8 protein-coding genes are annotated in these 7,588 nt (G+C 63.7%); 4 read left to right on the top strand and 4 right to left on the bottom strand.

Going from position 1 to position 7,588, the window contains the following annotated elements; genetic code table 11:
* Nucleotides 1–219: 219 nt before the first annotated feature.
* The 4 genes from GPT33_RS15445 to GPT33_RS15430 all read right to left on the bottom strand — a co-directional run bounded on the left by GPT33_RS15445 (nt 220) and on the right by GPT33_RS15430 (nt 4,418).
* Nucleotides 220–1,344: an FIST N-terminal domain-containing protein gene (locus GPT33_RS15445; protein WP_296810537.1), complete on the bottom strand. Its 1,125-nt coding sequence runs from the start codon at nt 1,342–1,344 to the stop codon at nt 220–222.
* Between the two features lie 232 nt (nt 1,345–1,576).
* Nucleotides 1,577–3,463, bottom strand: a complete 1,887-nt coding sequence (parE, locus tag GPT33_RS15440) for a DNA topoisomerase IV subunit B (RefSeq protein ID WP_296810534.1) — start codon at nt 3,461–3,463, stop codon at nt 1,577–1,579.
* A 97-nt stretch (nt 3,464–3,560) separates the two neighbouring features.
* A complete protein-coding gene (locus tag GPT33_RS15435) occupies nt 3,561–3,995 on the bottom strand; it encodes a type II toxin-antitoxin system VapC family toxin (RefSeq protein WP_296810531.1) in 435 nt (144 codons plus the stop codon).
* 189 nt (nt 3,996–4,184) lie between these two features.
* Complete coding sequence (locus GPT33_RS15430; RefSeq protein WP_296810529.1) at nt 4,185–4,418, bottom strand: type II toxin-antitoxin system prevent-host-death family antitoxin; 234 nt, start codon at nt 4,416–4,418, stop codon at nt 4,185–4,187.
* A 212-nt stretch (nt 4,419–4,630) separates the two neighbouring features.
* Between GPT33_RS15430 and GPT33_RS15425 the strand changes: the two genes are divergently transcribed.
* The 4 genes from GPT33_RS15425 (at nt 4,631) to GPT33_RS15410 (ending at nt 7,479) form a co-directional block, all read left to right on the top strand.
* Nucleotides 4,631–4,897, top strand: a complete 267-nt coding sequence (locus GPT33_RS15425) for an exodeoxyribonuclease VII small subunit (protein ID WP_296810526.1) — start codon at nt 4,631–4,633, stop codon at nt 4,895–4,897.
* Nucleotides 4,890–5,783 carry a (2E,6E)-farnesyl diphosphate synthase gene (ispA, locus tag GPT33_RS15420; protein WP_296810524.1) on the top strand — a complete coding sequence of 298 codons (894 nt, stop codon included), beginning with the start codon at nt 4,890–4,892 and terminating at the stop codon, nt 5,781–5,783. The genes GPT33_RS15425 and ispA overlap by 8 nt, the downstream gene beginning before the upstream one ends.
* 146 nt (nt 5,784–5,929) lie before the next feature.
* Nucleotides 5,930–6,775 carry a GTP cyclohydrolase FolE2 gene (gene folE2 / locus GPT33_RS15415; protein ID WP_296810522.1) on the top strand — a complete coding sequence of 282 codons (846 nt, stop codon included), beginning with the start codon at nt 5,930–5,932 and terminating at the stop codon, nt 6,773–6,775.
* Entirely contained in the window at nt 6,772–7,479 is a 708-nt protein-coding gene (locus GPT33_RS15410) for an alpha/beta fold hydrolase (RefSeq protein ID WP_363929417.1), read from the top strand. The genes folE2 and GPT33_RS15410 overlap by 4 nt, the downstream gene beginning before the upstream one ends.
* The last annotated feature ends 109 nt before the right edge of the window (nt 7,480–7,588 follow it).

Below are 7,588 nucleotides of genomic sequence, written 5' to 3'. Positions count from 1 at the left end.
CTCTACCCAGACGGAACGAGGACCGCGGGATTGGAGTGGGAAGGATGGGTTTCGCTTCGCTCTACCCATCCTACGTGTTTGTTGTGCCGAGCTGTGCGAAGCACAACCGACGGTCAGCACAACCTACGGGTATGTTTTGCGGAAATCGCCTTACGTCAGCGGGGGATTACGCTGAGCCCGACTCGAGGGTCGTCACGCCGACGATCCGATCGATCGTCTTCAGGTAAAGAGGGTCAAGACGCCCGTATAGCCGTAGAGACGATCCTGCGAGATCTCGCCGTTGGCGTAAAAACCGACGATGGGGACATCGCCGAGTGCGGCTTGGATCTGCTTGAGCTCGGCTGAATCCGGGCCGAAGAGGTTGACCCCGCGCCCCAGACAGGAGACGTAGATGCCGCCTCGAGGCGGACCGGACAGGCGGTCCTTGATGCCTTGGAGCATCCGATCGAGATCCTCGCGGGCCGTGTCGGCATCGCGCCTGCAGAACATCAGCTCGCGTCCGGGCTCCACCAGCTCTCCGATCGCGACCATGCCGTGATTGGGATCGATGCCGACCAGATTACGCACCAGATAATCGCCGGTATCCGAGCCCTGGATCGGCAGCCCGGCGAAGATGTAGCCACCCAGTCGCGATAGATCCCGGGCCAGGATCTCGCCGATATCGCGCTTGAGCACATCAAGTGCGGGCTCGCTGTCGAGTCGCATCAGGATGTTGCGCTGGCCTTCGGTGATGACGTGATGGGGTCCGATCGGCGAGCAGCCCTGGCTGAGCCGAGTCAGAATCCCGACCCGTTCGGAGAAGAGAACGCCGGACAGACCGCCACGCGTCACGCCGTCGGCGATGGTCAGGGCGTCCGCACGCGCGCTGGCGAGCCCGCCGACGAGGAAACCTGCAGTCGTGCGCTGTGCGAGCTGCTGGATCAGCGCTTCGGTCAGGCCGTTGGAGGGATCGCCGTGGACGAGGCCCAGATAAGGCGGGTTTTTGCGCATCCAATCGCCGTGACGTAGATCGAAGTCATCGAGATCATCGACCAGGCTCGGGAAGACGCGAAAGTCCTCGGTCGGAAACTCACCGAGCATGACCGCGAGCGCGGGCTCTTCGTAGTACTCGGCCCCGGTCGCACAGATGCCCATACCGACACTGCCGACCCATTGCGCGATGCCCGTGGCCGCGCGAAGACTGCGGAGAATCTCATCGAGATCCTCGGCAAGGACATCGGTGACATACAAAAACCCGAGCGTCGCCTCCTTCGGCACGCTCCCGATCTGCGTTAGACATCGATCGGCGGCCAGACGCCAATCGGGATCTGCGGCATGTCCGAGGCGAAATGGTGTCATCGTCATTCAATCATCCGCAGTGGAGTGTCGAATCGCACCGACACGATGCTAAACCGCGCCCGGTGCGGTATGCGTCATTTGTTGGAGTGTCCGGACCGCGCCGGCTCCAAAGACTGTCGGAGCCGGCGCGGTTTAACAGACTAAAAAATTTAGATTCTAAACCGCGTCTCACTGGGATCGAGGATGTCTCCGAAGCCCAACGCACAATGAAAACGACGCATGTCGCTCTGGACGCGGTTTAGACCTCGGCAAGGTCGCCCTTCTCCTGCAACCAGGCCCGTCGGTCGGATGCGCGCTTTTTGGCCAGCAACATATCGAGGAGGTTGTTGCTGTCGTCTTCGGCTTCAACCGTGAGCTGAACCAGGCGCCGGGTGTCCGGATGAATGGTCGTCTCGCGCAGCTGGCCAGGGTTCATCTCGCCCAAACCTTTGAAACGCTGGACATTGACCTTGCCCTTGATCTTCTCGGCCTCGATGCGGTCGAGGATGCCGCGCTTCTCGCTATCGTCCAAGGCGTAGAAGACCTGTTTGCCGACGTCGATGCGATAGAGCGGCGGCATGGCGATGAAGACGTGTCCCTCCGCGACTAGGCGCCTGAAGTGACGGAGAAAGAGCGCACAGAGCAGGGTCGCGATATGGGCGCCGTCCGAGTCCGCGTCGGCGAGGATGCAGATCTTGCCGAAGCGCAGCCGCGCGAGATCGTCGCTGCCCGGATCCACGCCGATGGCCACTGCGATGTCATGCACCTCCTGGGAACCCAGAACCTCGGCTGGATCGACCTCCCAAGTATTCAAGATCTTGCCGCGCAGCGGAAGGATGGCCTGGAACTCGCGATCGCGCGCCTGCTTGGCCGAGCCACCGGCGGAATCCCCTTCCACCAGAAAGAGCTCGCCGCGCTCCGGATCGGTCGAGGTGCAGTCGGCAAGCTTGCCCGGCAGGGCCGGTCCCTGCGTGATCTTCTTGCGGGTCACGGTGCGACCGGCGCGTAGTCGCGCCTGCGCCGCGCCGATGACCAGCTCGGCGATCCGCTCGCCCTCGGCCACATGCTGATTCAGCCAGAGGCTGAAGGCGTCTTTGACCACGCCCGAAACAAAGGCGGCGCACTCGCGCGAGGAGAGCCGTTCCTTAGTCTGCCCGGAGAACTGCGGCTCGATCAGCTTGACCGAGAGGATGTAGCTGACCCGGCCCCAGACATCCTCCGGCGCCACCTTCACGCCGCGCGGCAGCAGGTTGCGAAACTCGCAGAACTCGCGCACGGCTTCGGTCAAACCGGTACGCAATCCGTTGACGTGGGTGCCGCCCAGCACCGTCGGGATGAGGTTCACATAGCTCTCGGCGACCGCCTCGCCGCCTTCGGGCAACCAGCCCAACGCCCAGCTCGCCGCCTCGTTGGTCCCTTCCAGGTCGCCGACGAAGAGCTGCGACGGCAGGGTCTCGACCCCGTTCAGCGCCTGGAGCAGATAGTCCTTGAGTCCGTCCTGGTAGCACCAGACCTGCTCGTCGCCGCTCGCCTCGTCGCGAAAGCGCACCTCGAGTCCGGGACAGAGGACGGCCTTGGCCTGCAGCAGGTGGGTGAGCGGACGGGTGGCAATCTTGGGCGTGTCGAAATACTTGGGATCCGGCCAGAATCGCAGCCGGGTGCCCGTGTTGCCGCGTCCGACGCTTCCGAGCTGAACGAGGTCGCTCGCCTTCTCCCCGCCGGCGAAGGCCATGTGATGCTCGTGACCGCCACGCTTGACCCAGACGTCCAGGCGCTGAGACAGGGCATTCACCACCGACACGCCGACCCCGTGCAGCCCGCCGGAGAAGCGATAGTTGTCGCCGTTGAACTTGCCGCCCGCGTGCAGCTTGGTGAGGATGACCTCCACGCCGGGTAGACCCTGCTCGGGGTGGATATCCACCGGCATGCCCCGCCCGTCGTCGCTCACCTCGAGCGAGCCGTCGGCGAAGAGCACCACATCGATGCGGCGGGCGTGGCCGGCGAGCGCCTCGTCCACGCTGTTGTCGATGACCTCCTGAGCTAGGTGGTTCGGACGGGTGGTGTCGGTGTACATCCCGGGGCGCTTGCGCACCGGGTCGAGGCCGCTGAGGACCTCGATGGCTGAGGCATCGTAGTGGCCGGTCATGGGGGTTGTAGGTCGATCCTGTCTGTTGTCGTGGTCGGGTTGGAATGAATTTGAGGGCGAGGACCAACGGGACTGGCTTGCTTGCTCACCGGCCGGCCTAAGGCATGATCCCGCGCGCGACCGGCAGGTGCAGAAGTCTCCCCGCGCGAATGAATCCGGCATCGAGCGTCAAGATCGTCTCGGCGCCTTGTCCCGCCGCGATCGCCAAGTGCAGAGCATCGCCCGCGCGCAAACCGCTCGCGGGCGTTTCCAGGTATCGCGCAGCAAGGGCAAAGTCAGCCGTGGTCGGCACAAGCAACAAAAACGACTCTTCCAGAAGACGTGCGAGCTCGCGACGAACCGCCTCGGCCTGGGTGTCGGACAGCTCGCCCATGCGTCGCTTGCGCGAGATCAGACTCGCCAGCTCGACCCGGGTCCAAAGACTCGTTGCCAGGTCGCCCGGCAGCAGTGTCATGACAAATGTCTCGACAGAGTCGCTGGTCTCCTCGGCGATGGCCAGCGGCGCGATGAAGCTGGTATCCAGGTAGACCATTAAACCGCGTCCAGAGCGAGTCGCTTACTTTCAAGTGAGTTCGACATTTGGTGCATCCGGGGCCCTTGGCGGGGACGCGGTTTAAAATTATATATTTCTTAATCGCTTAAACCGCGCCAGCTCCAGCGGACGTCAGGTCTGCCGGGGTCAATCCCATCCAAAAACATCGCATACCGCACCGGGCGCGGTTTAAAAGCCTTCGTCGCGCAGCTCCCGAATCAGCTCAGCGCTCGGTCTGTCCGCCTGCGGCAAACCGGAACGGAACTGCGCGAGCGAGCGCAGGGCCTTCTTCGGCTGGGCGATCGGGACCAGCTTGGCCACAGGCTGCCCGCGACGGGTGATGATGGTCTCCTCGCCGCTCTGGGCCTTGCTCACAAGCTCGCTCAGATGCGCTTTGGCTTCCGCCAGATTGACTGCACCCATGGTCGGCTCCGAATGGTCACATTGTTGGTCATCATGATAGCGCAGAACCGTCGCGCATGAGTGTCGGGCGGTTTGACCCATTCGAGGAGCTGCGGTAATTTAAATCCACCTCCGAAAGACCTCGAACCGCGTCCGGCCAGAACCCGTGGGATTCAACCGAGCGGCGTTATCCAACGAAGCATCGGTACTCATTCAGGACGCGGTTCAAGCGCATGAAAAAGCCAGTCGCTCCGCCCCCGCCTTCCTTCGAGCAGTCACTCGCCGAGCTGGAATCCATCGTCGATGCCCTCGAGAAGGGCGAGATGAGTCTCGAAGAGTCACTGACCGTTTTCGAGCGCGGTATCGGCCTGACCCGTGCCTGCCAACAGGCGCTGGATGTGGCCGAGCAACGCGTGCGTATCCTCACCGACACTCGGCCCGATGCCGGACCCCGGTCCGAATCCGGCTCCGATCTAGAGCCCTTCGAATCCAATGACTGACGCCACTCTGGACGACTTTCGCGCGCGCTGCAGCGCCCGCGTCGAGACCACGCTCGACGCGCTTCTGCCGCATGCAAACGTGCAGCCCTTTCGGCTGCACGAGGCCATGCGCTACACGGTCCTCGGCGGCGGCAAGCGCATCCGTCCGCTCTTGGCCTATGCCGCCGGGGCGGCACTCGGTGTGGATCCCGCCCTGCTCGACCGCCCCGCCTGCGCGGTCGAGCTCATCCATGCCTACTCCTTGATCCACGACGACCTCCCGGCGATGGACGACGACGATCTGCGGCGCGGGCGCCCGACCTGTCATCGCGCCTTCGACGAGGCGACGGCGATCCTGGCCGGCGATGCGCTTCAGACCCTTGCCTTCCAGGCGTTGGCCGAGTCGCCCGGACTGGATGCCGAGAAGCGCATCGCGATGGTCGCAAGCCTCGCGCGTGCCAGCGGGGCACGCGGCATGGTCGGCGGACAGGCACTCGATCTGGCCGCCGAGGGCAGCGTCTTGGACGTCGCCATGCTCGAGCACATCCACATCCACAAGACGGGCGCCTTGATCAGAGCGGCCGTGCAGATGGGCATCCTCGCTCACGAGGCAACGGACCCGGACCATGCCGAGCGTCTCGATCGCTATGCCAAATGCATCGGTCTCGCCTTTCAGATCCAGGACGATGTGCTCGATGTGGAAGGCGACACCGATCTGATCGGCAAGACGGCCGGTCGCGATCAGGTCTTGGAGAAGGCGACCTACCCGGCCCTCGTCGGATTGCCCGAAGCCAAGGAGATGGCCGCCGCCTTGATCGCCGATGCGCTCGAGAGCATCGAGGTTTTTTCATCCGGAGCCGAGCCCCTGCGCTGGATCGCGGAAGCACTGATCGGTCGCAAACACTGAGGCATGCAGCGTCTCCGCAAAGGCGACCCCACCAAAGATCGACGCCGAAGATCGGTGCGGGCACGCCGCGCCGGTTTGTCTTGTCCGCCTCAGCCCCCAATTCTCGGGTTTGACACCAAAGACGATCCATCGAGAGAAGTCACATCATGGAGCAAGTGCTCGAGCCCAACTGCTGCGCCGCACCCGAAATCGCCGACGTCCAGGGGAGCGCCGACTCTCGCCGGATCGCCATCGACAAGGTGGGTATCAAGGACATCCGCCACCCGGTGCGTGTGAGCGATCGCAGCGGCACCGAGCAGCACACGGTCGCCAACTTCAACATGTACGTGTACCTGCCGCACGACTTCAAGGGGACCCACATGTCCCGTTTCGTGCAGATTCTGAACAATCATGAGCGCGAGATCGGCGTGTCCTCTTTCAAGGAGATGCTGACCGAGATGTCGCAGCGTCTGGAGTCCGAGGCCGGTCACATCGAGATGCGCTTCCCCTTCTTCGTGAACAAGAAGGCGCCCGTGACCGGCGTGGAGAGCCTCCTCGACTACGAGGTCACCTTCATCGGCGAGATTCAAGAGGGCCTCCCGAGCTTGGAGATCAAGGTCGTCGTGCCCGTCACCAGCCTCTGCCCCTGCTCCAAGAAGATCTCGGCCTACGGTGCGCACAATCAGCGCTCCCATGTGACGGTGCAGGTGCGCTCGCAGAGTCACATCTGGATCGAGGAGCTCATCGAGATGGTCGAGGCGGAGGCATCCTCGGAGCTGTTCGGGCTGCTGAAGCGACCCGACGAGAAGTACGTCACCGAACATGCCTACGACAACCCCAAGTTTGTCGAAGACCTGGTGCGTGACGTCGCCACGCGACTGAACGAGGATCACCGCGTCACCGCTTACGTGGTCGAGGCCGAAAACTTCGAGTCCATCCACAACCATTCGGCCTACGCCCTGATCGAGCGCGACAAAGACCGCGAGGCCCGTATCGCCGAGGCGACGCTCTGATCCTGCTGCTGCACGGGTTTACCGGCAGCGGCGAGGATTGGTGGGCCTGTTGCCCGAGCCTGAAAGGCCATGCGCTCGCTATTGACCTGCCCGGACATGGCGCCGACTCGGCGCCCGCTCGGCCCTTCCAAGACAGCATCGGCGATATCCTCGGCGCCCTTCCGGACAGCGTCGACGAGGTCGTCGGCTACTCCCTGGGCGGACGTTTCGCGCTCGGCTTGATGGCGCTCGACCCGGAACGCTTTCGCCGTGCAACCATCATCTCCGCCCATCCGGGTCTCGAAGACGCATCCCAGCGTGCCGACCGGCTCGCCGCTGACCGGGCGTGGATCCGACGGCTCCGCGACGACGGAATCGAGGCGTTCGTGGCGGCTTGGGAGTCACAACCCTTGTTCGCGTCCCAGGCCGGTTTGCCGAGCGCGGCGCTGGCGCGGCAGCGTCGGCGGCGCTTAGGCCAACGCCCGACGGGACTTGCGGCATCTCTCGAGCAGCACGGACTCGGGCGCATGCCGAGCCTTTGGGGAGCGTTGACGGCCTTTCCGGGAGATCTAACCTGGATCGTCGGGGCTTCCGATGCGCGCTTTCTCGGAATCGCTCGGGAGGTCTTACGCCGGCGTCCCGCGACGCGACTGCATGTCCTGCCCGGCGTCGGCCATAATCCCCTACTCGAGTGCCCCGAGATCTTGAGCGATCTTTTGGCCTAAACCGCGCCCGGTATGGTATGCGTCGTTTGTTGGAGTGGTTTGGCCGCGCCAGCTCCGACAACCGTCGGAGCTGGCGCGGTTTAGGTGAACATATCCGCGGTGATGTTGC

Source organism: Thiocapsa sp. (genome assembly GCF_011390875.1).
Taxonomy (GTDB): Bacteria; Pseudomonadota; Gammaproteobacteria; order Chromatiales; family Chromatiaceae; genus Thiocapsa.
This window is presented reverse-complemented; position numbering and strand designations above follow the sequence as displayed.